Source organism: Pseudomonas sp. SYWMCR5 (assembly GCF_057197165.1).
The window spans coordinates 59,907-86,708 of the sequence record NZ_JBXUNH010000011.1; the positions used below are offsets into that span (position 1 = coordinate 59,907).

General features: G+C 64.8%; 22 protein-coding genes, 1 tRNA gene and 1 pseudogene. 13 read left to right on the forward strand and 11 right to left on the reverse strand.

The window, feature by feature from the left end:
* The first annotated feature begins 72 nt into the window (after positions 1–72).
* The 6 genes from AC2CGW_RS23300 (at position 73) to AC2CGW_RS23325 (ending at position 6,747) form a co-directional block, all read left to right on the forward strand.
* Complete coding sequence (locus AC2CGW_RS23300) at positions 73–552, forward strand: Lrp/AsnC family transcriptional regulator (RefSeq protein WP_186711638.1); 480 nt, start codon at positions 73–75, stop codon at positions 550–552.
* Between the two features lie 133 nt (positions 553–685).
* The gene (locus tag AC2CGW_RS23305) at positions 686–1,396 is read left to right on the forward strand and encodes a hypothetical protein (RefSeq protein ID WP_186711637.1); all 711 of its coding nucleotides are present in this window, start codon (positions 686–688) and stop codon (positions 1,394–1,396) included.
* Positions 1,397–1,556: 160 nt separating this feature from the next.
* Positions 1,557–3,206: an AAA family ATPase gene (locus tag AC2CGW_RS23310; RefSeq protein ID WP_186711636.1), complete on the forward strand. Its 1,650-nt coding sequence runs from the start codon at positions 1,557–1,559 to the stop codon at positions 3,204–3,206.
* A 132-nt stretch (positions 3,207–3,338) separates the two neighbouring features.
* On the forward strand, positions 3,339–3,728 hold the full coding sequence (locus tag AC2CGW_RS23315; protein WP_186711635.1) for a YybH family protein: 390 nt from the start codon (positions 3,339–3,341) through the stop codon (positions 3,726–3,728).
* Positions 3,729–3,803: 75 nt separating this feature from the next.
* Complete coding sequence (locus AC2CGW_RS23320) at positions 3,804–5,303, forward strand: purine-cytosine permease family protein (RefSeq protein WP_186721988.1); 1,500 nt, start codon at positions 3,804–3,806, stop codon at positions 5,301–5,303.
* 13 nt (positions 5,304–5,316) lie between these two features.
* Positions 5,317–6,747, forward strand: coding sequence for an aldehyde dehydrogenase family protein (locus AC2CGW_RS23325; RefSeq protein ID WP_484574677.1), 1,431 nt, complete (start codon positions 5,317–5,319; stop codon positions 6,745–6,747).
* A gap of 156 nt (positions 6,748–6,903) precedes the next feature.
* Here AC2CGW_RS23325 and AC2CGW_RS23330 read toward each other — a convergent pair whose 3' ends face one another.
* The 3 genes from AC2CGW_RS23330 to AC2CGW_RS23340 form a co-directional block, all read right to left on the reverse strand.
* Positions 6,904–9,306, reverse strand: coding sequence for a DUF3772 domain-containing protein (locus AC2CGW_RS23330; RefSeq protein ID WP_484574678.1), 2,403 nt, complete (start codon positions 9,304–9,306; stop codon positions 6,904–6,906).
* 54 nt (positions 9,307–9,360) lie between these two features.
* On the reverse strand, positions 9,361–10,422 hold the full coding sequence (gene ada, locus AC2CGW_RS23335) for a bifunctional DNA-binding transcriptional regulator/O6-methylguanine-DNA methyltransferase Ada (protein ID WP_186711627.1): 1,062 nt from the start codon (positions 10,420–10,422) through the stop codon (positions 9,361–9,363).
* 168 nt (positions 10,423–10,590) lie between these two features.
* Positions 10,591–11,217 (reverse strand): DNA-3-methyladenine glycosylase family protein, encoded by a 627-nt coding sequence (locus AC2CGW_RS23340; RefSeq protein WP_411383791.1) that lies wholly within the window; start codon positions 11,215–11,217, stop codon positions 10,591–10,593.
* Positions 11,218–11,401: 184 nt separating this feature from the next.
* Between AC2CGW_RS23340 and AC2CGW_RS23345 the strand changes: the two genes are divergently transcribed.
* The 3 genes from AC2CGW_RS23345 (at position 11,402) to AC2CGW_RS23355 (ending at position 15,454) form a co-directional block, all read left to right on the forward strand.
* The gene (locus AC2CGW_RS23345) at positions 11,402–11,917 is read left to right on the forward strand and encodes a sigma-70 family RNA polymerase sigma factor (RefSeq protein WP_186667630.1); all 516 of its coding nucleotides are present in this window, start codon (positions 11,402–11,404) and stop codon (positions 11,915–11,917) included.
* A complete protein-coding gene (locus AC2CGW_RS23350) occupies positions 11,904–12,860 on the forward strand; it encodes a FecR domain-containing protein (protein WP_186667629.1) in 957 nt (318 codons plus the stop codon). The genes AC2CGW_RS23345 and AC2CGW_RS23350 overlap by 14 nt, the downstream gene beginning before the upstream one ends.
* A 122-nt stretch (positions 12,861–12,982) precedes the next feature.
* Positions 12,983–15,454: a TonB-dependent siderophore receptor gene (locus AC2CGW_RS23355; protein ID WP_484574679.1), complete on the forward strand. Its 2,472-nt coding sequence runs from the start codon at positions 12,983–12,985 to the stop codon at positions 15,452–15,454.
* Positions 15,455–15,518: 64 nt separating this feature from the next.
* Here AC2CGW_RS23355 and AC2CGW_RS23360 read toward each other — a convergent pair whose 3' ends face one another.
* Together AC2CGW_RS23360 and AC2CGW_RS23365 are read right to left on the reverse strand one after the other, a co-directional pair.
* A complete protein-coding gene (locus tag AC2CGW_RS23360) occupies positions 15,519–16,688 on the reverse strand; it encodes an MFS transporter (RefSeq protein WP_186667627.1) in 1,170 nt (389 codons plus the stop codon).
* Positions 16,689–17,034: 346 nt separating this feature from the next.
* A complete protein-coding gene (locus AC2CGW_RS23365; protein WP_186667626.1) occupies positions 17,035–18,258 on the reverse strand; it encodes an MFS transporter in 1,224 nt (407 codons plus the stop codon).
* Positions 18,259–18,618: 360 nt separating this feature from the next.
* On the opposite strand from AC2CGW_RS23365, the gene AC2CGW_RS23370 reads away from it, so the two are divergent.
* Both AC2CGW_RS23370 and AC2CGW_RS23375 read left to right on the forward strand, forming a co-directional pair.
* On the forward strand, positions 18,619–19,551 hold the full coding sequence (locus tag AC2CGW_RS23370) for a FecR family protein (protein ID WP_186667625.1): 933 nt from the start codon (positions 18,619–18,621) through the stop codon (positions 19,549–19,551).
* A 94-nt stretch (positions 19,552–19,645) separates the two neighbouring features.
* A tRNA-Met gene (locus tag AC2CGW_RS23375) sits at positions 19,646–19,722 on the forward strand.
* A gap of 58 nt (positions 19,723–19,780) precedes the next feature.
* Here the strand turns inward: AC2CGW_RS23375 and AC2CGW_RS23380 are convergent.
* Positions 19,781–20,398 (reverse strand): LysE family translocator, encoded by a 618-nt coding sequence (locus tag AC2CGW_RS23380; RefSeq protein WP_411383787.1) that lies wholly within the window; start codon positions 20,396–20,398, stop codon positions 19,781–19,783.
* A 183-nt stretch (positions 20,399–20,581) separates the two neighbouring features.
* Between AC2CGW_RS23380 and AC2CGW_RS23385 the strand changes: the two genes are divergently transcribed.
* Positions 20,582–21,499 (forward strand): LysR substrate-binding domain-containing protein, encoded by a 918-nt coding sequence (locus tag AC2CGW_RS23385; protein WP_288374191.1) that lies wholly within the window; start codon positions 20,582–20,584, stop codon positions 21,497–21,499.
* Here AC2CGW_RS23385 and AC2CGW_RS23390 read toward each other — a convergent pair.
* Complete coding sequence (locus tag AC2CGW_RS23390; RefSeq protein WP_484574680.1) at positions 21,439–22,023, reverse strand: D-Ala-D-Ala carboxypeptidase family metallohydrolase; 585 nt, start codon at positions 22,021–22,023, stop codon at positions 21,439–21,441. The two genes, AC2CGW_RS23385 and AC2CGW_RS23390, sit on opposite strands and share 61 nt — an antisense overlap.
* A 65-nt stretch (positions 22,024–22,088) precedes the next feature.
* On the opposite strand from AC2CGW_RS23390, the gene AC2CGW_RS23395 reads away from it, so the two are divergent.
* Positions 22,089–23,246 (forward strand): hypothetical protein, encoded by a 1,158-nt coding sequence (locus tag AC2CGW_RS23395; protein ID WP_186709415.1) that lies wholly within the window; start codon positions 22,089–22,091, stop codon positions 23,244–23,246.
* Positions 23,247–23,256: 10 nt separating this feature from the next.
* Here the strand turns inward: AC2CGW_RS23395 and AC2CGW_RS23400 are convergent, their stop codons facing one another.
* The 4 genes and pseudogenes from AC2CGW_RS23400 to ampD all read right to left on the reverse strand — a co-directional run bounded on the left by AC2CGW_RS23400 (position 23,257) and on the right by ampD (position 26,782).
* The gene (locus tag AC2CGW_RS23400; RefSeq protein ID WP_426352167.1) at positions 23,257–23,970 is read right to left on the reverse strand and encodes a methyl-accepting chemotaxis protein; all 714 of its coding nucleotides are present in this window, start codon (positions 23,968–23,970) and stop codon (positions 23,257–23,259) included.
* 144 nt (positions 23,971–24,114) lie between these two features.
* Positions 24,115–25,269 (reverse strand): annotated as a pseudogene (locus AC2CGW_RS23405) (HAMP domain-containing protein); the annotation flags it as partial.
* Positions 25,270–25,394: 125 nt separating this feature from the next.
* Positions 25,395–26,225: a regulatory signaling modulator protein AmpE gene (gene ampE, locus AC2CGW_RS23410; RefSeq protein WP_186667619.1), complete on the reverse strand. Its 831-nt coding sequence runs from the start codon at positions 26,223–26,225 to the stop codon at positions 25,395–25,397.
* Positions 26,222–26,782: a 1,6-anhydro-N-acetylmuramyl-L-alanine amidase AmpD gene (ampD, locus tag AC2CGW_RS23415; protein WP_186709418.1), complete on the reverse strand. Its 561-nt coding sequence runs from the start codon at positions 26,780–26,782 to the stop codon at positions 26,222–26,224. Before ampD ends, ampE begins: the two co-directional genes overlap by 4 nt.
* Positions 26,783–26,802 lie beyond the last annotated feature (20 nt).

Consider the following 26,802-nt stretch of genomic DNA (forward strand, 5'->3'; position numbering starts at 1 on the left):
AGAACAGACCATCATTCCGGCAACCGCCCAAGCCTGGCGGCAGCGGGCCCCACGCCAGACCGAGGAAGCGCGATGAAAGAACCCTCCAAGTCCATCGAGGTCAACGCCCACGAACGCAAGATCCTGCGTGCATTGCAAGCCAATGGCCGAATCAGCAACGCGGAACTGGCGAAGAAGGTCGGGCTGAGCACCACTGCGTGCTGGAACCACACCAAGCGGCTGTTCGATGCGGGCGTGATCAAAGGGGTGCATGCCCACGTCGATCCGAACGTGCTGCAGCAAGGCACCGTAGTACTCATCGGCGTGGTGCTGGATCGCTCCACCCCCGAGAGCTTCGCCGCGTTCGAAGCGGCCGCGCGCAACCTGCAGCAGGTGCTGGAATGCTGGCTGGTGGCGGGGGATGTGGACTACTTCCTGAAGATCCGCGTGCGTGACCTGCCGGCCTTCAACCAACTGCACAATACGCAGATCATCGCCCTTCCCGGAGTGCGGCAGGTGCGCACCTTCTTCGTGCTCAACGAGGTGAAGTCCGGGGGTTTCATCAATATCTGAGGCAATGCCACCTGCTTTGGTAAACCGTCCCTGAAAGGCATCCGTTCCTTCTTTTTCGAGCTGTGCCCCGACGCTCTAATGCCGACAGCGGTCCGTCGCAGACGCTCCGCTTCCCCCAGGAACGGAGCGTCCCATGCCACTTATCAACGCGTCCATGCAATTGCCAGGTCTGGCGGTGGCCTTGCTATACACAGGGCTCATCAGCGCACAGCCAGCCGATCCGCAGACCGAGACTCTGCAACTGGAACGCCGTGCCGCGCAGTGCGTGCCGCATCTGGAGAGTCTGGAGCGGCTGCTCATCGACAGCATCCATCGCCTGGAGCCCACCATGGGTGAAAGGCTGCGGCAGATTCCCGAAATCGAACGTCGTATAGCCCGCCTGCGCCAGCAGTTGGACCAGGAGCTCCAGGACTACGAAAAACTGCCGTGGCGCCCAGAGCACCGCATACGTCTGCAAGCGCTTGAAAACGAAATCTGGACCAATCAGAGCGCCATCCGTTCGACCCAGTTCGACGAGCGCAACCTGACGGTGATGAAACCGGCACTCAGCAGCACACGCCTGCAACAGAGCGCCGTACTCCAGCAACTGGACGCATTCACCGCCGCACGCCATGACTGTGAATCCCCCCAGCACAGCCCTCAGTGCTACGCCGAGGAGGTCGTGCCTCTGCACCCTCTGCTGCAGTCGGCACTCGACGACACCCATGCGCTGCTCAAAACGCTCTGGTCACAGCTCAGCAACATTGCCTTCTATTCGATGACATGGATAGACGACTGCGCGGCGACAGCCCCCTCGGGATTCGGCCGACAGCCATCCCCCGATTTCCAAACCCCCGCTAGATAGTTCTCCCAATCCACAGAAGAGGTCCACCGTGTCTGAATCTACCCCATTCATCAGCCGCAGAGCCCTGATCGAGAAAAACATCCGTAAGGAACTGACAACTCATGGCGCATCCCAACCGTTGAGCCTGCCAACCGTCCACAGCCCGCTCGTGACTCACTACGTGAACAGGATCGAGGGCTCCTACGACTCGTCGCGCGCCAGGATCGATACGGACCACGCCATCGACCTGCTCTACATCGCCTACAACACCACGCCCCAACGCAACGGCGACATCCGCGTCAAGATCAGCAGCATCATGAACAGCCTGATCAAAGCGCAGCAGGAGAGTGAACGCCAGATCAAGGCCGCCAGCAATGCCGCCAGCCGTCTCACCCGAAGGCTCAACCGCGGCCTGACCGGCTGGACCGCCGCCCAGACAAGCGGCGACATCACGCAGATCAAGCGCTTCGTCGGCAAAGAACTGATGGAGATGGCCAACGAGATCAAAAAATCGGCCATGGAGGTCAACGCGAACCTGCAAACCATCGTCGACCGCTACGATTGCATCATCAATGACACCAACGAAGTGACCGCCAGCAGCGAAATGGCCTTGAGCTTGACACTTGAGGCCAACGAAAAAATTCGTCAGGAAATTCTTCAGCACAAGGCTCGCAGCAAGGCACTGGAATCGCTGGTAGCCGACATGCAACAACAGGTCCAGCGCTACGAGGCGCTTGCCCGCGACTATGCAGCCCAAGCCAAGTCTTCCGAGGAGCGCGCCTTCTGGTCAGGCATGCTGCGTGGTGCGGCGCAGGTGGTATCGGCCGCCATGCCACTGGTGGCCATGGCCGCCAGCGGCGGCGGCTCGTCGCTGATCGCCGCCGCCTCAGTCGCTACCAGCGTCGGTAAAGGCGCCAACAGCGACACCACTGGCGATCTCATTCGCCTGAAGAAAGAACGCTCCGAGCAGCGCGCGGAACTGGCCCTGATACAGGAGGATGTGGAGAAACTGCAGACGTCGATCTCCGGTTATCAGAAGCAGAAAGGCCAGGAGAGCGACACCGGCAAGCTCAAGGCGCTGGAGAACCGGATCACCGAAGCCCAAGAGCTTCTGGCCAAGGCCAAGGTCAAGTACAACCTGGCCAAGGAGCACCTTGGAACACTGGATTCCGCGCTCCAGACGCTGGCCTCGGCAGCCGGTGAGATCAGCGATGCCAGCCGGGAACAAGCCGACAACCTGCGCCAGATGCAGCTGCATATGCTCGATAATGCCGACAAGTACGAAACCGCCCGGCGCGAACAGGCAGCCGAACTGGCGGAAGTCTCTGTGCTGATGGCAGGCAAAGGCAGCGAGCAGGAGATCATCGAGCTTGCCATCAGGTCACTGAACCTGAGCGTGAGCGCCCTCAAGCGCACCCGCGAAATCGTCGTGGAAATTGCGTTCTTCTTCCGCTCGTTCTGCGACTTCATGGAGATCATTCGCCAGGATGCCCAAGAGCAGATCGAAGAGTTCGAAGATGCCGAAGACATCGACTCGAGCCGCGACTACCTCTTCTCGCAATTGTGTGAGTCCACCGACGCATTCTTCATCAGTCAGACCGGGCAGTGGATCGCCGTCGGCATTGTCTCCGATCATTTCGCCCTGACGTTCAAGGACGGCTGGAGCAAGCTCAACACGCTGTCCGGAAAGTACATCACCAACGACGAACTGCCGGCCTATCTTACCCAGGCGGCGGGCAAGCTGGACATGATCGCAGCCGACCGCAATGCCGCCAGCCACGAGCGTCAGGTGTACCTGGAAAACTACCGTAGCGAACTCAACGCCGGTTAATGGCCTCCCGGCAGGGGCAAATAATCAGTTCATGATTTTCTGAACTGATTATTTGCCCCTGGCGATTTTTCCCCCTGACACGCCTCTCCAGAATCGCCTCACCACAATCACAATAACCGTGAGGCCACTCCCGTGGACCAGACCCTCCAGGTACGGCAAGCTGCCGCCGACCTCGTCGACGCCTTTGCCAGTAACGATACCGCCCGCTATTTCGCCTGTTTCAGCGAAGACGCCACGTTCCTGTTCCATACGCTGCCCCAACCGCTGCTGTCTCGCCGCGCCTATGAAGACCTTTGGGCCCAGTGGAAAGCCGACGGCTTTGCCGTGCTCGGCTGCACCTCGAGCAATGCCCACGTGAGCCTGCAGGGCGATCTGGCGATCTTCATGCACGACGTGGCCACACGCATTCGCATTGCCGAGCAGGAACAAGCGCTGAACGAGCGCGAGACCATCGTGTTCCGCCTGCAAGGCGAGCGCTGGCTGGCGTGCCATGAACACTTGTCGGTCGCCTCCTGCGCCTAACGGCCTTGCCGCACTGCCATCGCACTCACAACAAGGCCTGCCTCAGGCCAACAACACACGCGCTGGAGCACCACCATGAGCCACTCGACCGGTATCGAGACCAATGGCGTCGAACAGATCCCCGACGATCAACGCGACGCCACTCCCCTTGACCTTTTCCGCCTGATCTTCGGCGGCGCCAACACTTTCGCCACCGCCGTGCTCGGCAGCTTCCCGGTACTGTTCGGGCTGTCCTTCCAGGCGGGGCTGTGGGCGATCCTGCTCGGCGTCGGGGTCGGTTCGCTGATCCTTGCCCCCATGGGGCTGTTCGGCGCACTCAACGGCACCAACAACGCCGTCTCGTCCGGTGCGCATTTTGGCGTACACGGACGGATCGTCGGCTCGTTCCTGTCGCTGCTGACCGCCGTGGCGTTCTTTTCGTTGTCGGTGTGGAGCTCGGGCGATGCCCTGATCGGCGGCGCCAAGCGCCTGGTCGGGCTGCCCGAAACCGACCTCACCCTGGGTCTGGCCTATGGCCTGTTCGCAGTGCTGGTGCTGGTGGTATGCATCTTTGGTTTCCGCTTCATGTTGTGGGTCAACAAGGTTGCGGTATGGGCTTCAAGCCTGCTGTTCCTGCTCGGCGTCGCCGCCTTCGCCGGACCGTTCGACGCAAGCTTCGCCGGCAGCGTCAACCTCGGCCAGCCGGGCTTCTGGGCCGCCTTCGTTGGCGCCGCGATCCTCGCCATGAGCAACCCGGTGTCCTTCGGCGCGTTCCTCGGTGACTGGTCACGCTACATCCCGCGCCAGACCCCGAAATCGCGCATCATGCTGGCGGTGATCCTGGCCCAGGCCGCGACCCTGATCCCGTTCCTGTTCGGTCTGTGCACCGCTACCCTGGTGGCCAGCCAGGCGCCGGACTATATCGCCGCCAACAACTATGTCGGCGGCCTGCTGGCGATTTCGCCGACCTGGTTCTTCCTGCCGGTATGCCTGATTGCCGTGATCGGCGGCATGTCCACCGGCACCACCGCGCTGTACGGCACCGGGCTGGACATGTCCAGCGTGTTCCCGCGCCTGCTCAGCCGCGCGGCCGCCACCCTGCTGATCGGTGTGCTGGCGATCGCCTTCATCTTCATCGGCCGCTTCGCTTTCAACCTGGTGCAGAGCGTATCGACCTTCGCCGTGCTGATCATCACCTGCACCAGCCCGTGGATGGTGATCATGATCCTCGGCCTGATCACCCGCCGTGGCTTCTACCACGCCGACGACCTGCAGGTGTTCACCCGCGGCCAGCGTGGCGGCCACTACTGGTTCCTGCACGGCTGGAACTGGCGCGGCATGGGTGCCTGGATCCCCAGCGCCGCCGTGGGCCTGTGCTTCGTCAACCTGCCGGGACAGTTCGTCGGCCCGTTTGGTGACCTGGCTGGCGGCATCGACCTGAGCCTGCCGGTCACCCTCGGCATCGCCGGCGTGCTGTACCTGATCCTGCTCAACCTGTTCCCCGAACCTGCCGGTGTCTACGGCCCGCGCGGCCCGCGCTGGGTACGCTGCAAAGACGCTCCCGTGACCCCCGTGACCACTGCCGAAATGGCCTGACTGGAATCCGACCATGACCACCCCCCACTACATCGACGGCCGCTGGGTCGAAGGCCAAGGCAACGACAGCATCAGCGTCTGCGATCCCTCTCTGGGCATCCCGTTCGCCGAGCTGAAATCGGCCAGCAGCGCCCAGGTGGACGAGGCGGTGCAAGCCGCACGCCGTGCGCTGCCCACCTGGAAGAGCCGCCCCGCCGCTGAGCGCGCGGCCCTGCTGCGCGGATTTGCCGAACAGCTCGGTGCCCGCCGCGAGGAACTGATCGCGCTGCAGATGCGCAACAACGGCAAGCCACGGCACGAGGCCGAGATCGATCTGGACGACGCGGTGGCAACCTTCGCCTACTACGCCGAGCTCGCTGAACAACTGCCGCAGAAAAACTGCGACGTGCCCCTGGCCGCCCCAGGCTTTACCGCACGCACCCGCCTGGAAGCCGTCGGCGTGGTCGGCCTGATCGTGCCGTGGAACTTCCCGCTGGTGACCAGTGCCTGGAAGCTCGCCCCGGCCCTGGCCGCCGGCTGCACCGTGGTGCTCAAGCCCTCGGAGGTCACCCCGCTGATCGAACAGGCCTACGGCCAGATCGCCGAGCAGTTGGGGCTGCCTGCCGGGGTGCTGAACATCGTCAACGGCAAGGCCGAGACCGGCGCGGCGCTGAGCGGCCACAACGGTCTGGACAAGCTGTCGTTCACCGGCAGCAATGCCGTCGGCAGCCAGGTCATGCGCAGCGCCGCCACGCAGTGCCGCCCAGTGACATTGGAGTTGGGCGGCAAGTCGGCGATCGTGGTCTTCGACGACTGCGATCCGGACCAGGCGGTAGAGTGGATTGTCGCCGGCATTACCTGGAACGCCGGGCAGATGTGCTCGGCCACCTCACGCCTGCTGGTGCAGGACGGTATCGCCGACACGCTGCTGCCACGCCTGCAGGCGGCGCTGGAGAAATTGCGCGTGGGCAATCCACTGGTCGAAGACGTCGAGATGGGCCCGCTGACCAGCCAGGCGCAATGGCTCAAGGTTGCCAGCTATTTCGCCAGGGCGCGTGAAGAAGGGTTGAAGTGCCTGGCCGGTGGCAAGGCGCTGGATGCCGAAGGTTGGTTCGTCAGTCCGACACTGTACGTCGATGTGCCCGAGACCAGCCGCTTGTGGAGCGAAGAGATCTTCGGCCCGGTGCTGTGCGCACGCCGGTTCACCACGGAAGAGCAAGCAATTGCCCAGGCCAACGACAGCCGCTTCGGCCTGGTGGCCACGGTCTGCTCGGCGGACCTCGAACGCGCCGAGCGCGTGGCCGATGCGCTGGAGGTCGGGCATGTATGGATCAACTCGGTGCAGGCGGTGTTCGTCGAAACCTCGTGGGGCGGCACCAAGGGCAGCGGCATCGGGCGCGAGCTTGGGCCTTGGGGGTTGTCGGGGTATCTGTCGGTGAAGCACGTGACGCGGTGCGTAGGCTGAGGTCTCGGTAATGCAGTTGGGGCTGCCTTGCAGCCCATCGCGGGACCAGTCCGCTCCCACACTGATCGGGGCATGCCCAGAGGGTGGACGGATATCCCACTAAATCTGTGGGAGCGGGCTGGTCCCGCGATGGGCCGCAAAGCGGCCCCATTTGTGTCACACCGATTCGTCTGCCGCCCGTGTCCCTTCCTGCAGCAACACCATGCTCTGCGGCGACGACAGCGCGATACCTTCCTCGCGCAGGCGCCCGAGAATGGCGAACAGCAGGTCACTGCGTGCGCCCGACACCTGCCGCGGCCCGGCCACGTAGCCACTGGCGCTGAGCACCATGCCGCTGGCGGTCAAATCCTTGAAGGTGACCGACGGCGCCGGAGCATCGAGGATCGCCTCGTGGTCGCGGTAAGCCTGCAGCAGCAGCTCGCGCACGTGGTTGGCATCGGTCTCCAGTGGCAGGGTCAAGGTCACACCGACCACACCCAGCGCATTGGCCATGGTCACGTTGCGCACGTTCTGCGAGATGAACTGCGAGTTGGGCACGATCACCGTCGAGCGATCGGACATCTGGATCTCGGTAGCGCGCACGTTGATGCGCCGGATGTCACCCTCCACCCCCGCCAGGCTGACCCAGTCACCCACCTTCACCGGACGCTCGGTGAGCAGGATCAGGCCGGAGATGAAGTTCTGCACGATCTGCTGCAGACCGAAACCGATACCCACCGACAGCGCACTGACCACCCAGGTCAGGCTGGTCAGGTTGATGTGCAGGGTCGACATCACCAGCATGGCCAGGAACAGGAAGCCCAGGTAGCCAACCAGCGTCACCAAAGAGGCACGCATGCCAGCGTCCATGTCGGTTTCCGGCAACAGACGCTCGCTCAGCCAGCGCTTGACCACACGAATGGCGAACAGCCCACCGAGGAAGATCGCCAGCGCCAGGAAGATATCCTGGGGCACGATGTTCAGGTTGCCGAGGACCTTGCCACCGCTACCATCCCAGTCGGCCAGGCTCAGCAGCAGCTCGCCGGGGCTGGTGCCCGAAGGCATGAACGCCAGCAGCGCAGCGATGAACAGCAGTACGGTGCGACCGATACCGGCCAGTACCGTGCTGGCCTGGGCCTGGTGACGCTGCTGCAGGCCCAGCGCCGAGGCCAGCGCCAGGCCAGCAGGCTGACGCGGCGACAGCAAGGTTTCGCAGAGGTCGCCGAACACGGTCACCAGCAGGTAGGCGCACACCGCCACGACACTGATCCACAGCAGCTTGGCGGTCAGGAAGTAGGCCAGGGTGAGGTAGCCGGTGAGCAGCGCCAGCAGGATCGCGATGACCCACACCACCACCACGAAGGGGATCAGCCCCGCCAGGCCCGCCGGGCGCTCCAACCCGTGCTGGCGACGAGTGCGGCGATAGCGTACCAGTACGGCGACGAACAGCAGCGATACCACCAGCGCGGTCAGGCCGTTGGTGGCCAGGGTCAGTGCCAGGCTGGTGCCGATGACACTGTTGATCCGCTCCTGGGTCAGCAGCAGCACCAACGCCAGGGCCAGGGCCTGCGGGAACCAGCCCAGGGCGCTGGCCACTTCGTCGGGGATCGGCGGCAGGCGCCAAGACGGGCGCTGCAGCATCAGCATGGCGCGGCCCAGGCCCGAGATGAAGGCGCTGAACACCACCAGGGTGAGAACATGATTGGTCAGGCTGGCAAGGTCCGGCCCTACCTCGGCACTGCTTTCCAGGCCCCAGCGCAGCAACGACACGGAACCGGCGATGGTCGCCAGGGTGGCCAACGCCACGCCCAGGGCCAGGGCACTGCGGCGCAAGCGGCCTTCGGGCAGCCAGCGGATCATCGCGTCGGCCAGCAGGCGCTCGAGCACCTTGCGCACCAAGGTCCAGACCAGCACGGCAGCCACCAGCGCGCTGATGAACAACCAGCGGTGCTCGGCGCTGAGGGCACTGGCCACAGCATCTGCCGCCTCACCGCGCAGGTCGCGCAGGCGCGCCACGTCTTCATCGGTAGGACGGATCAGGCTCGACCAGAACGCCGGGCTCAGCGGGCTGGCGGCGCGGCTGGTGATCTGCGAGTTGAACAGGCTGCGGCGCAGGTTGACGATCTGCGTAGACAGGTCACGCGCCGACTGGGTGAGCTGGGTAGCTTCGGTCTGCTCGGCCACCAGGGTCTTTTTCTGCTTGCCCAGTTGCTGGCGCTGGCGCGTCAGGCTCTCGGCCTCCTCGGGCTGCACCGGCCCCAGCACATTGAGCTGATCATCCAGCCGGGCGACATCCGCCGTACGCTGCGTGGCCAGGGCATCGGCCTGGCGCTGCACCTGCAGCGCCGACTGACGCAGTTGCGAGAGCAGGTCGTCATTGGCATTGCTGGTCACGCCCTGGCGGATCTGGTCGAGCCGGTCGCTCAGCTGATCCAGGCTGGCATCTTCGTCCAGCACCTGCTGTTCGGCAGCGGCCAGGCTCGATACCGGGGTGGCCGGTGCCGACCAGGCGGGCGTGGCCACCCACAGCAACAAGGCCAAAATCCCCACGTAAAAACGCTCAAGGCTTACACGCCTCATCGAAATACCCTCTATACAACTCGACAGGCGGAGGATTCTACGCTGCCGCGGCGATCAGGTGATGACCGTTTCTCGCGCCAGTAACAGACGCTTGCGTTCCACACCCCAGCGATAACCACTGATATCCCCATCACGCCGCACCACTCGGTGGCAGGGGATCGCCACGGCAATGCGGTTGGCCGCGCAGGCCAGGGCGACGGCACGCACCGCCTTGGGGGCGCCGATGCGCTCGGCGATATCGCTGTAGCTGACCCGGCCGCCCGCCGGCACCTCGCGCAGTGCCTGCCAGACGCGCTCCTGGAACGCGGTGCCCTGTACATCGAGGGGCAGTTGCAGCCCCAGCGACGGTTGCTCGACAAAACCCACCACCTCGGCAACCAAGCGCTCGAAATCGGGGTCACCCCCGATGAAATGGGCCTTGGGGAACTGGTCCTGCAGTTGTTCGAGCAGCGTTTGCGGGTCATCGCCAAGCAGGATGGCGCAGATGCCGCGCTCGCTTTGCGCCACCAGGATCGCCCCGAGAAAGCACTGGCCAAGGGCAAAGCGGATGGTCGCGCCCACACCGCCAGCCCGGTACTCACGCGGCTGCATGCCCAGGCGCTGGCCCGCGCTGGCATAGAAGCGGCTGTTGGAGTTGTAGCCCGCGTCGTAGATCGCATCGGTGACGCTGCCTGCCTGCTCCAGCCCTTCACGCAAGCGCCGGGCACGGAAGGCCGACGCATAGGCCTTGGGCGTGAGGCCAGTTTCGGCCTTGAACAAGCGGTGCAGGTGGAAGGGGCTGACACCCAGTTCGGCGCCAAGCTGCTCAAGTTGAGGAGCGCTGTCGTGGGATTCGATCAGCCGGCAGGCACGCGCGACCAGCGCGGTACGCTTGGCGCCAGGGTCGACGAGGGTTGCCGTGCAGCGTTTGCAAGGGCGGTAGCCGGCGGCTTCAGCGGCGGCGCCATCATCGAAGAACTCGACATTTTCGCGCTTGGCCATCCGCGACTTGCAGCCGGGCTGGCAATAGATGCCCGTGGTGCGCACGGCATAGACGAAGTGACCGGCCGCTTGTGGATCGCGGGCCTGGACGGCCTGCCAGCGGGCGGCATCGGTGTTGTAGGGGGTGGCTGGCATGGGCGGGGCCTCTGGGGTGATTGGCTGTCAGGGTGCCAGGTTCTCTTGGAGCGGGCTCTCCGGTTCTTGCGGGGCTATTTTGTGCTGACCTTTTCGCGGGCAAGCCCGCTCCTACAAGAGACAGCGCGCCCATGCAGGAGCGGGCTTGCCCGCGAAAAGGCCCCCACCTCAAGCCCGCCAGAGATACCAGGCCGCCACCGTCCGATATGGGCTCCACACCCCACCCAGCGAGCGCATCTGCGCCGGTGTCGGTGCCCTCTCCAACCCCTTCAGGCGACGGTATCCCTCGCGTACCCCGAAGTCATCCACCGGCAGGATGTCCGAACGCTCCAGGCTGTAGATCAGCAACATCTCCACGGTCCAGCGCCCCACGCCACGCAAGGCCACCAGCCGCTCGATCAGCGCCTCATCCTTCATCGCCAGCGCTTCCTCGCGCCCGGGCACGGCCCCGTCGAGACGGGCCTGGGCGATGTGCAGGATGCTCGCCAGCTTGCTCGCCGAGAAGCCACAACCGCGCAACAGCTCGGGGTCGGTGGCGAGCAACTGCTCCGGCGCAGGAAACGCCACCTGCGGATACAACGCCAGCAAGCGCCCGAGTATCGCCTCGGCCGCCCGGGCATGCAGTTGCTGGTACGCCACCGCCCGCACCAGCGCCTCGAACGGCTCACGCCCAGGCGTAGCGCGGTGCAGGCACGGCCCGACCGCGGCGATATGCCGGGCCCAGTCCGGGTCCAGCCCGCTGAGGAAGTCGATCGCCTGCTGATAGGCGTGCGGCGAGAGATCGGCATGGATCATGGCACGTTACCCGTGGAATGAACTGAAAGACCCATGTTAGACCAACCATTCATCGCCAGATCGCCGAATCTTGCGCGACAAATTCCTGGTATGCCATTGCTCCAACAGCATTGCCCCGCATAGAATTGAGAACTATTCACACTCACTCCCCCACTCTTTCCTCGCAACCAGGGCCGCAGCCACGATGCAGATGAACGACATGCTCAAGCCTGCCGAAATCGATCTGCTCTACCAGACCCACCATGCCTGGCTACGCGGCTGGTTGCGGGCCCGGGTCGGCTGTCGGGAGCATGCCGCGGACCTCGCCCAGGACACCTTCGTGCGCCTGCTGCGCGCGCGTCAGGTTTCGCCGCTGAAAGAGCCCCGCGCCTACCTCAGCAGTATCGCCCGCGGCCTGATGATCGATCAGTTCCGGCGCCGCGCGCTGGAACGCGCCTATCAGGAAAGCCTGGCCTGCCTGCCCGAAAGCGAAGCGCCCAGCGAGGAGCATCGCCTGGTGATCCTCGACACCCTCGAACGCCTCGACCGCGCCCTGCACCTGCTCAAACCCCGGGTGCGCCAGGCGTTCCTGCTGGCCCAGCTCGATGGCCTGAGCATCCCGCAGATCGCCATGCGCCTGGAGGTGTCCCGGGCCACGGTCGAGCGCGACCTGGCCCGGGCGCTGGGCACCTGCTATCGGTTGCGCTATGCCGACGCCTGAGCGCATCCCGGCCCAGGCCCAGGTCGACGAGGCGATCGACTGGCTGGTGAAACTGCGCTTCGACGATCCATCGGCGCACCACCAGCAGCAATTCCAGCACTGGCTGCACAGCCATCCGCACAACGCCCTGGCCTGGCAGCGGGTCAACAGCCTGGGCAACGAACTGGCCGGCCTGCCCCCCGACCTGAGCCGACGCACCCTCGAGGGCAGCCAGCGGCAACGCATGAGCCGGCGAGACAACCTCAAGCTGCTGGTCGGATTCGCGGTTGCCGGGGGGGCTCTCTGGACCGCGCGCGAGCCCCTGGGCCTGCCCGCGCTGATGGCCGACAGCCGCACCGCCACCGGCGAGCGCCGCGACCTGCAAGGCAGCGACGGCAGCCGCATCCAGCTCAACACCGCCAGCGCCATCGACCTGCGCTACAGCGCCGACCAGCGCCTGCTGACACTGATTCGCGGCGAGGTCAGCCTTGACAGCAACGCCAGCGACAACCGCACCTTCCACATCGACACCGCCATCGCCGACATGGACACCCGCAACGGCCAGTTGCTGCTGCGCGAGAACGACGACGGCCTGCTGTTGGCGGTTCGCCGTGGCGAGGTGCTGCTGTTCCCCTCCTCCGCTCGCCCACGGTGGGTGAAGACCGGCGAGGTGCTGCAGGTAAGTGCCTCGGGGCTAACCGAGGTGGCGACCCTGCATGGCGACCCGTGGGGCTGGACCGATGGCGTGCTCAGTGTGCAGCAGATGCCACTGGGCGAGTTCGTGGCCGAGCTTTCGCGGTATCGGCCGGGGCTGCTCAGATGCGCACCGGAAGTCGCCGGGCTGAAGGTCTCGGGGACTTATCAACTGGCAGACATCGATCAGATCCTGCTGTTGATCGCACGAACCCTGCCGGTGCGCATCGACTACCGCACGCGCTACTGGGTGAGCATCGACCTGGCCTGACCCTGGGACGTTTGGCCAGTCAACATGCATCGACGAAAATAAATGAGGTGGAATCTCATTCTCGTCCGGCCTGAAGGAACAAAGCCCGAAAAGTGGTCTCCCCCAACCTTCAGGAGCGCTTCATGATTCGCCCGTGTTCCCCCCGCAACGACAGGCTGCGCAATGCCATCCACGCCGCTGCCTTCGGCCTGGGCCTTGCCAGCGCCACGCTCTCGGCCCAAGCTTTCGCCGCCACGGCAGGCCAAAACCAGCAGCTCGCCTGGAACATCCCGGCCGGCCCGTTGGCCCCAGCGCTGGACCAGATGGCCCGCCAGGGCGGCCTGAACCTGTCGTTCGACGCGAACAGCCTCCAGGGCAAGACCACCCGTGGCGTGCAAGGCAGCTACGACAGCGCCCAGGCCCTGTCGATCCTGCTGCAGGGCAGCAACGTGCAAGTTCAGCAACAGAGCGACAAGAGCTTCATGCTGATCCCGGCGCTGGACGTCGGTGATGCACTCGAGCTTGGTGCCACCAGCATTTCCAGCGACCGCCTGGGCGAGACCACCGAAAACACCGGCTCCTACACCACCGGCGCGGTGACCATCGGCAAGACTCCGCAAAGCATCCGCCGCACCCCGCAGTCGGTGACCGTGGTCACCCGCCAGCGCATCGACGACCAGAACATCACCAACCTCACCAACCTGCTCGAGCAGACCCCGGGCGTGGTGGTCAACCTGACCGACAGCGAGCGCGTGCAGTATTACTCGCGCGGCTACTCGATCGACGCCATCCAGTACGACGGCGCCACCGTGGTGCAGAGCAGCGGCGGCGGCTCGTTCATCCAGAGCGACTCGGCGATCATCGACCGCGCCGAGATCCTGCGCGGGGCCACCGGCATGCTGCGCGGGGCGGGCAACCCTTCGGGCACGGTGAACCTGGTGCGCAAGCGCCCGACCTACGAATACCAGGGCAGCGGCAGCATTACCCTGGGCACCTGGAACGCCCAGCGCTATGTCGCCGACATCTCCGGGCCATTGACCGAAACCGGCAACGTGCGTGGGCGGATCATCGCCGTGCACGACGACAAGGACCACTTCCAGGAGTCGCGCCAGGAACGCAAGGACGTACTGTACGGCGTACTGGCCTTCGACCTGAACGACAGCACCACCCTGACCACCGGCCTTGAATGGACCAAGCTCGACGCCACCGGCGCCTGGGGCAACCTGCCCGCCAACTACGACGGCTCGCCGCTGCCGTTTGGCCGCAGCACCTACCTGGGTGCCGACTGGAACCGCTGGAACCGCAGCAACCTGCAAACCTTCGCCGAGCTCGAACATCGTTTCGACAACGACTGGAAGCTCAAGCTGATGGCCCAGCGCACCCACTTCGAGTTGGCCGACGATGGTTTCAAGCAGACCTACTTCACCCGCGCCACCGGCGCCGCCAACCCCACCAACAACCCGTACCTGATGAGCTACCAGGTCACCGAAGGCGATGGCGGCGAGAGCCTGCAGAACAACCTGAGCGCGACCCTCAATGGCCCGTTCGACCTGCTGGGCCGCACCCACGAGCTGATGCTGGGCGTCGAGCGCATCCGCAACGATTCCTACGCCTCGGCCACCAACAACGTTCAGTCGGGGGTGTTCGACATCCGCAACTGGGACCCCAAGACCAGCCTGGCCAACCCGCCTATCAACATCCTCGCCCACCCGGTGCGCACCCGCACCACCCAGGAAGGCGCCTACGCCACCTGGCGCATTTCCCTGGCCGATCCGCTCACCGCGATCATCGGCGCGCGCACCAACTGGTACGACTATGAGCAGGAAAACAACACCCGCTCCAACGGCAAGTTCAGTGTCGACAACGAAGTGGTGCCCTACGCGGCGCTGATCTATGACCTCAACGACAACTTCAGCACCTACGCCAGCTATACCGAGATCTTCAACCCGCAGACCGCCACCGACGCCACTGGCTCGGTGCTCGCGCCGGTCACCGGCGAGGCCTACGAGACTGGCATCAAGGGCGAGTTCTATGACGGACGGCTGAATACCTCGCTGGCGTTCTTCCGCATCTATCAGGTCGGCAACCCGCTGGACGATATCAGCGGGCCAAATCCCTGCCCACCCAACTACACCAGTGGCTACTGCAAGGTTGCGGCAGGCAAGAACCGCAGCCAGGGCTTCGAACTGGAGATTTCCGGCGAAGTGCTGCCGGGCTGGAACGTGACCGGTGGCTACACCTACAACACCACCGAGTACCTGAAGGACACCACCAGCAACACCGGCAATGCGATCCGCACCACCGACCCCAAGCGCATGCTGCGGCTGTTCACCAGCTACCGCCTGCCGGGTGAGCTGGACGCCTGGACCATTGGTGGTGGCGTGCAGGCCCAGAGCGACATCTACAACCGCAGCGGCACTGCGGTCGCCACGCAGTCGGGGTATGCGGTGTACAACGCGATGGTCAACTACCGTTTCAACGACCACTACTCGTTGCAGGTCAACGCCAACAACATCTTCGACAAGCAGTACTACCGCCAGGTGGCACCGACACCGACCGGCTACTACTGGGGCGATCCGCGCAATGTGTCGGTGACCTTGCGCGGGAGCTTCTGATCGCCTCGACCTGAATGGGCCTGTTCGCGGCGGTTCGCCGTCCCGACTTGCCCGCCAAGAAGCCTCACTGGCCCGGGCTGGCTTCCACAGAAACCCGCCCGGCCCGCCGCCAGGCCTGCCGTGCAAAGCACACGAACAACCCTGCCATCACCGCCAGCGCCATGGGCAAGCCGTGCGGTGCGACGTCCATTGCCGCGCCGCTGACCAGCGGCCCGACCAGGCTACCTACACCCCACAGCAAGCCGACGCTGGCGTTGGCCGTCACCAGGTCCTTGCCCTTGAAGCGCTGCCCGATCAGCACCAGCGCCAAGGTATAGATCCCCCCTGCCACGGCCCCGAGCACCACCAGCAACGGCCACAGCAGCCAGGTCACCTGCAACAGCCACGGCAAGGCGATACCGATCGCCATCGCCACCAGCCCGCACGCCAGGTGCAGCCCGGTGCGCTCCACCCGGTCCGCCAGCCAGCCCAGCGGCAACTGGAACAGCATGTCGCCAGCGAACACCACCGTCACCATCAGCGCAGCCACGCCTATGGCAAAGCCATGGCTGGTGGCATACACCGGCAACAACGACAGCACCACGGCGTCGAAGAATGAGAAGAACAGCACCGCCACGCACAGGGCCGGGGCAACACGGAAGAAGCCGCCCAGGGTGAAGCTCTTGTCGTCTTCCTCGCCATGCTCGACATGATCGTTCGGCACCGTGAGCAGGATGCACAGCAACGCCAGGCCATAGCAGGCGGTGACCACACCCGTCACCCAGGGGCTGTTGGCACCGACCAGCGCCAGCATCGCCGGACCCAGCACCTGGAAGCCGGTGAAACTGGTGGCGTACAGGGCCATGATCTTGCCGCGGTTGTGCTCCGGGCACAGTTCGTTGACCCACGACTCACCCAGGATGATCGCGATGCCCATGCCGATCCCCAGCGCCAGGCGCAGCAGCGCCAGCAACCAGATCGAGGCGAACGACCACTCCAGCAGGCCGATGCTCAGGGCGCAGAGGCTGAAGCACAGCAGGTAGATGGTGCGCCGGGTGAGGTGCCGGCAGCAGGCATCGACCATGAACGCCGAGAGCATCATGCCTGCGGCCGGAATGGCCGAGACGATGCCGATTTCCAGGGTGCCCGCCCCCGCCTCGTGCAGACGCAACGACACCAGCGGCAGGCTGGCCCCCAGGCTGAAGCCCACCACCGACACGGCGAACAGAAGGCCCGCCAGCAAACGCATGTTCATGTACCACTCCACTGAAAAAGACGTGCAAACGCAGGCGCCCGCGGCCACGCCGAGGCGGCGCAGCAGACAGGGGCGCTGATCAGTTCAGTGCGCGGTGTGTGGCGAGAAGGTGAAGGCGAACAGGACGCTGCGCCGGCGCTTGAGCACCGTGTCGCTCGGCCACGCGCGACGCGCTGTCGGGGCGACAGGCAGGCATATGTGGCTGAGGGGGTGTGGGCGGCGCATTGCTGGAATCGCAGGGCAAAATGAAGGAGGCGGCACTCTAGGCCAGGGCTGATCGTTCAGTCAACTGGAGAGCCCCTTTCGCGGGCGAACCCGCGAAAGGGGCGCAGCAGGTGCCGGGGGCTCAACGCTTGCCGGTAGACGGCAGGAACACCGCCAGCAACCCGAACAACGGCAGGAACGAGCACAGCCCGTACACGTACTCGATCCCGCGCAGGTCGGCCAGATAACCGAGCAGCGCGGCACCGATCCCGCCGAAGCCGAACATCAACCCGAAGAAGATGCCCGCGATCATGCCGACGTTCCCCGGCACCAGCTCCTGGGCGTACACCACGATCGCCGAGAACGCCGAGGCGAGGATGAAGCCGATCACCAGGCTCAGCACCGTGGTCCAGAACAGGTCGGCGTAGGGCAGCGCCAGGGTGAACGGTGCCACGCCCAGGATCGAGAACCAGATCACCGCCTTGCGCCCTATACGGTCACCGATCGGCCCTCCGAAGAAAGTGCCCGCCGCCACCGCGCCGAGGAACAGGAACAGGTGCAGTTGCGAGCTGGCCACCGACAGGTCGAACTTCTCGATCAGGTAGAACGTGAAGTAGCTGGTGAAGCTGGCCATGTAGAAGTACTTGGAGAACACCAGCAGCCCCAGCACGATCAACGCGGCGAGCACGCGCTGGCGCGACAGGCCATGGGTGGCGGCACCGGCCTTGCGCGCCTTGAACTGGTTCAGGTGATCCTTGTACCAGCGGCGCAGCAGCAAGGTCACACCGAAGAAGAACAACGCCGCCAGGCCGAACCAGGCGACGTGGGTCTGGCCGAACGGGATGACGATCGCCGCCGCCAGCAGCGGGCCGAAGGCCGAGCCGGCGTTGCCCCCTACCTGGAACGTCGACTGGGCCAGGCCGAAGCGTCCGCCGGAGGCCAGGCGGGCGATGCGCGAGGTTTCCGGGTGGAAGGTCGACGAGCCGATCCCCACCAACGCCGAGGCCAGCAGGATCATCGGGAAACTGCCGACGAACGCCAGCATGACGATACCCACCAAGGTACACAGCGTGCCCAGCGGCAGCAGGTTCGGCGTCGGCCGCTTGTCGGTATAGAAGCCGACCCATGGCTGCAGCAGCGAGGCGGTCACCTGGAAGGTCAGGGTGATCAGGCCAATCTGGGCGAAGCTCAGGTCGTAGTTGGCCTTGAGCATCGGATAGATCGCCGGCAACACCGACTGGATCAGGTCGTTGATCAGGTGCGCAAGTGCGCAGAAGGTGATGATCCGCATCACCAGCGGGCTGCTGCCGGAAGTCGGCGTTGCACTGCTGGTCGTGGGGCTGGACGAGGTACTGCTGATGGCCATGGGCTCGACATCCGTGCTCAGGTTGGGATCCGATTATTAGAAACATCCCGATACGAAGCCACCCTTAATTTGTTTTTTCTGTGCGCTCGCCGAAAGCTTTTTAGTTCCTGTGAGAGCGCCGCCCGCGCGGCGCTCGGTCTCATAGGCACTAAAAAACTTTCGGCAAGCACCTCTCAGCCCTCACGCAATCACATGCGAACACCTTGAAAGACATGCCTGAAAAAAGCGCAAAAACGCTTAAACCACAAGACCACCCATCGCCCACTCACTTGCAAATGGTTCTCACTATATTTAGCATCCTCAGCTCATTCCCTCCGCAAACACAGGGCACACCGCCCTTCTCGCGAGCAGACCGATCCCATGAACCCGATGCCCGCCGTGCAGTTCGATCACGACCCCCAACGCGAAGCACTGGAATGGTTCGCGCGCCTGCGCCAGCCGGGCGGTGACGAGCGGCAGCGCAAGGCCTTCGCGCTATGGTGCCAGGATCCGGACAATGCCCGCGCTTTTGCGGCGCTGGAAAGCCGCTGGCAGCAACTGCAGAGCCCGCCTGCGCGGCTGCGACCGCGGGAGGTGGCGGTACGTCGCAGTCACTGGGGCAAGGCACTGGGGGCGTTGTTCCTGTTGCTGCTGGCCGCGCTGGCCTACCTCTACTGGCCATTGATGCAGCGCCTGGGCAGCGAGCTGCACACCGCTGCAGGCGAGCGCCGCAGCCTGCGCCTGGCGGACGGTTCGACCCTGCATCTGGACAGCGCCAGCGCCATGAACGTTGACCTGCGCAGCCGCACCCGGCAACTGCAACTGCTGCAGGGCCAGGTGTACCTTGAAGTGATGCTCGATGGGCGTGCGCTGGAGGTGCAGGTGGACGCCGCGCGGATCCAGGTGTTCGGCACCCGCCTCATGATCGCCCGCAACAGCGACTACGACGAACTGGTGGTACTCAGCGGCAAGGCCATGGTCAGCCAGGGCGGCGACCAGCGCATGGTGTCGGCGGGCGAGCGGGTCAGGTTCAACCCGGTGCGTATCGATGCGGTGGAAAAGGCCGACATCAAGACTGCCGATGCCTGGCGCAGCGGGCAACTGGTCGCCCGGGACATGCCGTTGCAGCAAGTGCTGGAGCGGCTAGCCAGCTACCAAGGGCAGCGGGTGTGGCTGATGGACGAGCAAACCGCTTATCGGCGCATCAGCGGTGATTTCAACCTCGACCGCGCAGGCGAAACCCTCGACAGGCTCGCCGCCGCCCAACAACTGCGGGTCAACAACCTGCTCGGGCAGTGGCTGATCGTCCGCTGAAGCGGGCCTTCCGGCTAAGTTTTTGAAAGCGTGCAGATTTTTTTTGAAATGAGTGTTGACAGAGGGTCATCACAAGAGAATAATGCGCGCCATTGGCTACATAGCTCAGTTGGTTAGAGCATAGCATTCATAATGCTGGGGTCCGGGGTTCAAGTCCCTGTGTAGCCACCAAATACGAAAAGGGCTTACCGCAAGGTAAGCCCTTTTTCTTTGCCCTCGAGAATCCCCTTCAGCGTATTCCAGCCATGGCGACGGCCACGCCCAGGCCAATCAATGCCACGCCGATCACCCGATCCACCACGATCTGTCGTTCGATCATCGCCTTGCGCAGCCCGGTGCTGGAGAAAAACACCGCCACCAGGCTGAACCACGCCCAATGGGCCAACGACATGAAGGCACCATAGCCCAGGTTTATCGCCAGTTCGCTGCCCGGCTTTACCACCTGCGTGTAGGCGCTGATCACGAACAGCATGGTCTTGGGGTTCAGTGCGTTAGTGAGAAAGCCCGTGCGCAGGGCCGCGAATGCGCCCCTCGCATTCGCCGGCTTCTGGCTGTCGAGCCGGATGCGCTGAGTATTGGTCAGCGACTTGTACCCCAGGTAGACCAGATACCCCGCCCCCAGGGTTTTCATCAGCACGAACAGCGTCGGGCTGCGACTGATGAGCACCGCGATGCCGAACAGTGTGTACAACACATGCACCTGAACCCCCAGGGCGATCCCCAGCGCTGCCGCCAATCCGGCCCGACGCCCTTGTGCATAACTGCTGCGAGTGACCATGGCGAAGTCGGCGCCGGGGCTGATGACAGCCAGGAGGGTGAACAGGGCAACGGCGATCAGTTCGGTCATGCAGGAGGCCTCGATAGGTGACGTCAGTACACAGGAGGGACGATTATCGAAGGCGCTGGCACGAGTAAAAATCGATTTTATCGCGGCTTTATCTGCTAGTTTTCATCACCTATTCTTTGACGGACATGGCTTCTTCACGCCAGCCACTCCAGCGGCAGCCCGGAACAGACAGCGGACTCCCCCATGAAACTCCCCCACCTCACCGCCCTGCGCTACTTCGACAGTGCCGCTCGCAGCGAAAGCTTCGTGCGCGCCGCCGAGCAACTGCACGTCACCCATGGCGCAGTCAGCCGCCAGGTCCGCCTGCTCGAAGAGGGCCTGGGGATCGAACTGTTCGAACGCCGCAACCGCGCAGTCTTTCTCACCGCCGCCGGTCGCACCCTGTTCGACACCACGCAAACGATCTTCGAACAGCTCGCCAGCACGGTGCAGCGCCTTCAGGAACACGCCCAGGACAACGTCCTGGTGCTGTCGTGCGAGCCCACCCTCGCCATGCGCTGGCTGATCCCGCGCCTGCCGGACTTCCATGCCCGCCACCCGGATCTGCAATTGCACCTGGTGGCCGCGGGCGGCCCGGTCGACTTCACCCGCGGCGGTATCGACCTGGCATTACGCCGTGACGACTTCCGCTGGGATCGCCAACTGCACAGCCTGAAGATCTGCGCGGAATGGATCGGCCCGGTCGTCCGCTCGGGCGCGCCCACAACGCTCGATGGCCAGCGTCTGCTGCACAGCCACACCCGCACCACAGCCTGGAACACCTGGCTGAGCCTGAGCGGCAACAGCGTCACCCATACGGAACGCAGCGACTACGAGCATTTCTATCTGTCAATCCAGGCCGCCAGTGCCGGGCTGGGCATGGCCATCGCCTCGGCCCTGATGGTTGGCGATGAACTACACAGCGGCCAGTTGCAGGCGCCCTACGGATTTGTGCGCGACGGCTCGGCCTATCATCTGCTCAGCCCCCAGCCCCTGGACGATGACAGCAAGCGCCAGCGCTTCGCCGAATGGGTCTTGTGCCAGTGCCAGGGCAGTCTCGATCAGCTGGGCCTGGCACAGAACGACGAACCTGCGCTGCCGTCGCCACCCCAGGTGCGGTAGCCCGCGGTATCGAGATGGATACGGCCTGAAGGGTAGCGCCCCAGCCCCATGTTCCAGGCCTGTCCGTGCTGCTGCCAGAAGACGCACAGCGGATTGGGATCGGCCCAGTCAGGCAGCAACAGGTCGACAGCGAAGGCGCGGGTATGGGCGCTGCCCACCGCGCCCCCGGCACAGGCGTTGAGCTTGGGGTCGCGGTAGGCGGACACCACCTCGAACCGGCGCAGGATGCCCTGCTCATCGAGGGTGCGGATCAGGGCCAGGGTCGAGCGCACCGCCGGCCATTGCGCGGTGGGCGCCACGGCGAACGGCGAGGCGCGGCACAGACGCCAGTCCGACGCCGAGCGCAGCAACTGGTGGATCGGCACCACCCCGTACAACCGCGCATCCACCAGCATCTGGCGAAACGCGCGGGTCTCGTGATCGCCCGCCCAATGGGCGAACATCCGCACATCACGCTCATCGGCGCAGACCTCTGTCATCGCCAAAAGCGACGTCGCCAACAGCCATGTTCCGACGCTTTTCATCCCCCACCTCTTCATCCAGTATGAGCAGCCCGCCGATCCTGGCGGCCACTGACAAGGAGTTAAGCATGCAAAAGATGGCTGTATCGGGCCTGGCCGCCCTCGCCTTCAGCGGCCTGGCACTGGCGGATGCTCAGGTCGACCTGGGCGATGCGCAACGGGTCACCCGCCTGTTCGCCTTCCCCAACAACTGCCACGTGATCTGCTTTCGCGACTGGACGCTGGAACAGACCGTCGAGCACTACCTGACCCAGAGCGTACGCCGCGACGGCTATGCCAACGCCCAGGTACAGGTGCGTCGCGACAACGACAGGCTGCATGCCCATATCAGCGACGTTCCGCCCAGCTATGCCGAGCCGTTGCGCAAGCTGCTCGACAGCGGCGAGCTGGCCTACCAGGGCGCCACGCGCCTGAACAACGATGGCAAGTGGGCCTACGACTGGTACCTGTTCCTGCCACTGGGCATGGCCCTGGAAAATCGCCGCAGCATCGAGCTGTTGCACTTCCCGCCGGATTATTCGCTGACCCAGGCCCAGGACTACCTGCGTTCCAACACCACCGATCGCTGGGCACAGCTGCTGACCTTCAACGGTGTCGAGGCCAGCCAGACCCCGGCCTACCAGACCATCGTCGACATCGCCCCGATCGCCGCGCCCGCCAGCGCCGGCAAGGACCTGGAAGGCACCTACAGCTACTTCGCCGACTATCAGACGCGCATGGTCAAGGAGATGACCCTGCGCCACGACGCCAAGCCCCTGCCGATGGTGGCCTTCGGCGCCCCGGTGCGCAGCTGGATCCAGCAGCAGTACGGGCCGAAGGTCAATGTGCTGGGGCTGGTCAGCATCAGCCCAGAAGCCGGCACCCAGGTACCGGTGCTGGGCGCCAACCACCCGAGCGCGATCTGGTATGCGGCCGACAAGAACAACACCGGCGGAGATCAGGACAAGGCGGACGCTGCGGGCCTGAAGATGATGGGCCAGGACCTGAGCGCCGCCTGCTGGCAGGCCGGCATGGGCCGCAACCCGCAGGCTGACGCCAAGCTGACGCTGCAGGCCTGCTCGAACAAATGGCAGGTAACCCAGAAAAAACAGACCTGCGAACTGTTCTACCGCACCATCCGCGACATGACCCCGGAGCAGGCTGCGGCCAAGTGCAACACCGGCACCGTGACCCGCAGCCTGAGGGACCTGCGCAAACCCGTGGAGATCACGGCGCCGCAGGGCTGACAGGCGTCGTCTAGACCCTGAAGGCCCCGATCAGCCGCTTCAACTCCACCACCTGGCTCGACAGCGCGCGGCTGGCGTCCTCCGTCTGGCAGGCACCCTGGGTGGTGTCCTGCGCCGCGCGGTTGATCGCCACGATGTTCTGGTCGATGTCATGGGCCACGGCCGTCTGCTGCTCGACGGCCGCGGCGATCTGCTGGTTCTGCTCGACGATGCCACCCACCGCGCCCAGGATATTGGCCAGTGCCTGTTGCACCTGCCGCGCCTCATCCACGGTCCCCGCCGCCATCTGGTGGCTGCTGCCCATGGCGCGCACCGCAGCACCAACCCCCTCCTGCAGGCGCTGGATCATCTGCGCGATTTCCTCGGTGGAGTCCTGGGTGCGGCGTGCCAAGGTACGTACTTCATCGGCAACCACGGCAAAGCCCCTGCCCTGCTCGCCCGCACGCGCCGCCTCGATGGCCGCGTTCAGGGCCAGCAGGTTGGTCTGCTCGGCAATACTGCGGATCACTTCCAGTACCCGGCCGATGGCCTGGCTGTCGCCGACCAATTGGTTGACCGCAGCCACCGTCTGGTCGATCTCGCCGGCCAGGCGAGCAATGCTGTCCTGCTGGTGCGCCACCAGGCTACGCCCGTTGGCACTCTCGCGGTTGACCTGCTGCGCGCCATCGGCGGCCAGCGCCGCGCTGCGGGCCACCTCCTGGGCGGTGGCGCTCATCTGGTTCATGGCCGTGGCCACCTGCTCGATCTGTTCGCGCTGGCCACTCACGGCCTGGTTGCTGCGTGTCGACACCGACAGCACCTGCCCGGCCTGCTCCTCGACGGTCGCCACGGTACGCCCGACCTGCTCGATCAGCCCCCGGATGCGTCGTACGGTCTCGTTGAAGCCCTGGCCCAGCTCGCCCAGCTCATCCTGGCTGCGCACCTCGAAGCTGACCGTCATATCGCCACCGGCCACCCTGTCCATGGCCGCGCCAAGATTGCCGAGGGTGCGCCGGGTCGACACATAGAAACCGCTGTAGAGATAGAGGATCGACAGGAACACGCTGGCCAGCGCCGCAACCAACGCGATCATGTGCAAGCGGTGCTCGTCCAGGCGCGCCTGCAATTGCTGCTGCAGGTGGGCGACCACTGCGTCGTTGAGCCGGTAGGTTTCGCCCATCAGGGCACTGACCTGCTCGTAGAACGCAGGCCAGGGTGCGTCGAGGGTTTCGGCCACCACGACCTGTTCCTCGAACAGCGCCGCAGCCCGGCGCACCGTTGCCTGGCTGAGCTGGGCCTGCGTACCGAGGCTGGCCTTGGCCTCGGCATCGGCTGCCAAGGCGTCGTCCACTCGCAGGGCGTAGTCAGCCGACAGACGCTCCAGGCGTTGCAGCAAGTCTTCGAAACGGGCACTCCCTGCCGAATCGATGAAACCGCGGCCCAGGGCAACGGCGCCGATGGCCCGTCCTTCGCCGAGCATCTGGGTGACCTGTGCGGTGCTGGCACCGATCAGGTCGCTCAACTGGCGTACCGATGCCTGGTTGTCCTGGGTCAACCCCGTCTGGCTGGCCACCAGCTTGCCCAGCACCTGGGCCTGGGCCAGCAGCTTGTCGAACAGTGCGGTCTTGTTTTGCAGGGAGGTTTCGGCACGAGCCCTGGCGAAGGCGTCGGCCAGCTCGACGCGCTTGGCTTCGAGTTGCGGATCCTGGCTCGCCAGGGCCTGGAGCTGGGCCTGGACCTTGTCCTCAAGGGCATCGATACGCGCTTCGACATCCCCTGCCTGGCCCGACTGACCGAGCACGGCGTTGATCTGCAGGAGATTGCCCAGGCTTTCGAGATCGCCCCGCAGGCTAAGGCTGCCAGCCACGGGGCCAAGGCCGTTCAGCTCGACGCCTGTGACATGGAACTGGCGATAGGCATCGCGAACCAGGTAGAAGCTGGTGACCAGCATGGGCAGAAAGAACAGGACGCTGATCAGGCTGAACTTCATGCCGAAGCTCAGCCGGTTCATCAACGCGATGGCCGGATGGAGCAGGCGCTTCATGGGTCACCTCCTTGGATTTTTATTGTTCTGCGGGGTAGCACAAGGCCATAACTGGCCGAGACTCTGTATAGCGCAGAATCAATCCAAGGTTTGTAACTTAAGGTTAAGCAGCCTCGCCGCTCACCTCAGAGCAGCACCGTCCACAGTGCAAACACCGCGTACCACAGCACCGCGCTGCGCAGCAGCAGCTCCCACAGGCTGTCCAGGCGCGCCAGCGCGCTCTGCGCCTCTTCTTCCTCGGGAATGTCATCGGCCACCCGCCCGACACGGGCGATCAACTGCCCGGCGCTGATGTGCCAGTTGAGCACTTCGTGCAGCATCACCCGGGTCACCGAAACGAAGTTGCCGACCAGCGCGAAGCTCAGCGCCAGCACCCGCACCGGCAGCCAGTCCATGGCATGGCGCAGCTGCGCCGCGCGCTCCTTGAGCGCCGGTTGACGGCTGTTCGCCGCACTCAGCGCCAGCAAGCGATACCCCAGCGCTGCGGCCGGACCGAGCAGGAAATACCAGAAAATCACGGCAAAGAAGCTCTGGTACGCCTGCCACACCAGGTTGCCCTGCACCCGTGCCAGCAGGTCGCGCGGATCGTCTGCCGCCAGGCCCAGGTCGCGCTCGGCCACATGCAGCGCCGCCTGTTCATCACCCCGACGCCAGGCATCGCGGAACGGGCCGAGCGCCGCCTTGGCATCACCGCGCCCGAGGCTGTAGATCAGCACCAGCAGGTGCACCGGCAGTGCCAGCAGGCCGTAGGCCACCGGCTGCAACACGTGCAGCAGCAAGGCCAGCACCAGCACCGGAGCCAGCACCAGGATCGCCAGGCTCCACCAGGGGTGCACCTTGCCGCTGCGCTCCAGACGTACCAACTCCCCCAGGAAGAACCCGTCACGTTGCAAGCGATGGCGCAGGGACGAGAACTGTTCGACCCACAACACCAGCACCAACACCAGGAAACTCATGCCTTGTCCTCGTTCAGCGCGGCGCGGTAGCGGGGCCAGTCGAAGGCCGGCCCGGGATCGGTCTTGCGCCCCGGCGCGATATGGTCGTGACCCTGGATGCGTTCGGGACCGATCGCAGGCCAGCGGCTGCGGATCTGCCGCGTCAGTTGTTGCAGGGCGGTGTACTGGGCATCGGTGTAGGGCATATCGTCGGTGCCTTCGAGCTCGATGCCGATGGAAAAGTCATTGCATCCCTCGCGCCCGTCGAAGCACGACACCCCGGCATGCCAGGCGCGGTCGAACAACGACACGAACTGGGTGACCGCGCCATCGCGCTCGACGAACAGGTGCGCCGACACAGTCAGGTGCTGGATGCTTTCGAAGTAGGGATGCTCGGCCGGATCAAGCCGGTTCTGGAAGAACTGCTGAACCTTGCCCGTGCCGAAACAGGCCGGCGGCAGGCTGATGTTGTGGATCACCAGCAGTGAAATCGCCTCGCCGTCGGGGCGGGCGTTGAAGTTCGGCGAGGGGCAGTGAGTGACACCGGAGAACCAGCCAGTGGCGCGGTCCAATTGCATGGGCAGATCCTGAAAAACGC